The following is a 946-nucleotide window of genomic DNA, read 5'->3' as shown; positions in this document are numbered from 1 at the left end:
CTAGATCTTACCCCACTGTCCTCACCAAAAGCTGACATAAATACTAACATCATAATTTTGTCAATTTGGTGCAAGGAACCAGTTTTTAAACTATTATGTTTTATCCGAAGCTTTATTCCACCCAGATTTTCAATTTTCCAATCATGAAGAGGTATGGCAATATCTTCACTATAGAGTTTACAGCATTTAGGATATATTACCAAACGGCTTTTAATTTGTGTATAAGATGGACTATTTTGACGATAAAACAAATGTCCTAAGATCTCACCATTGCCAACCAAAGCAAAATTTGTACTATTGATATCAACAATAAGCAGAAATGGCTTGTAAACGTTCAGCTTTTGAATAAGAGATGGTGGTCTCATTTTTTCCGAAGCATAAGTTATCTTACTCATTTTGTATTGACTTTTAGACATTGATAAATTTTTTATTTTATGTAATTAAAAAACTATGGGAAATGCTTTGCATATTCTTGCAATGAGGTTTAAGCGGCATTATTGTAGAATAGGGGGTGAACAAGGGAAACCGTATCACGCTTTTTTTCTGCTTTAGAAATGCGAATGCAGCTTTTGAGTTAGCGATTGATAAACATCTGCTTAGCGAGCAACCGGATAAAGTCCGCAATGGTGTGTTCAATTTTTTCGTTAAGCTGTGTCCAAATATTTTTAATATTGGATGACGGTATTTTGTAAGCTTTTTCGAGTTTTGCCAAGATTATATTACGGTGGCGTAGCTTGGCTAAGATACTATGGTGATCCCCTTTTTGTGTGATTGTCATAAATTTCGCTCCTGCAAATGGATGCTGGAACATCCATTTTTGTGGGGTTATGTATGTAAAGTTTTGCCCAATATAAGGGGCAGTAACAATGGGTATATCTACAAATGAAACGTTTGTCAACCCCATTTGTAGACATTATTGATATGACGCGACAAATAAATGCACCTA

The 946-nt window shown here is 34.9% G+C and carries 1 protein-coding gene and 1 pseudogene; both read right to left on the bottom strand.

Annotated features, from left to right (window positions below; translation table 11 throughout):
* Positions 1-395 (bottom strand): annotated as a pseudogene (locus tag ACFIO5_RS10810) (hypothetical protein); the annotation flags it as partial.
* Positions 396-574: 179 nt separating this feature from the next.
* Positions 575-778 (bottom strand): helix-turn-helix domain-containing protein, encoded by a 204-nt coding sequence (locus tag ACFIO5_RS10805; protein WP_236093313.1) that lies wholly within the window; start codon positions 776-778, stop codon positions 575-577.
* Between the last annotated feature and the right edge of the window lie 168 nt (positions 779-946).

This window comes from Bartonella sp. AA86SXKL (assembly GCF_042196885.1).
This window is presented reverse-complemented; position numbering and strand designations above follow the sequence as displayed.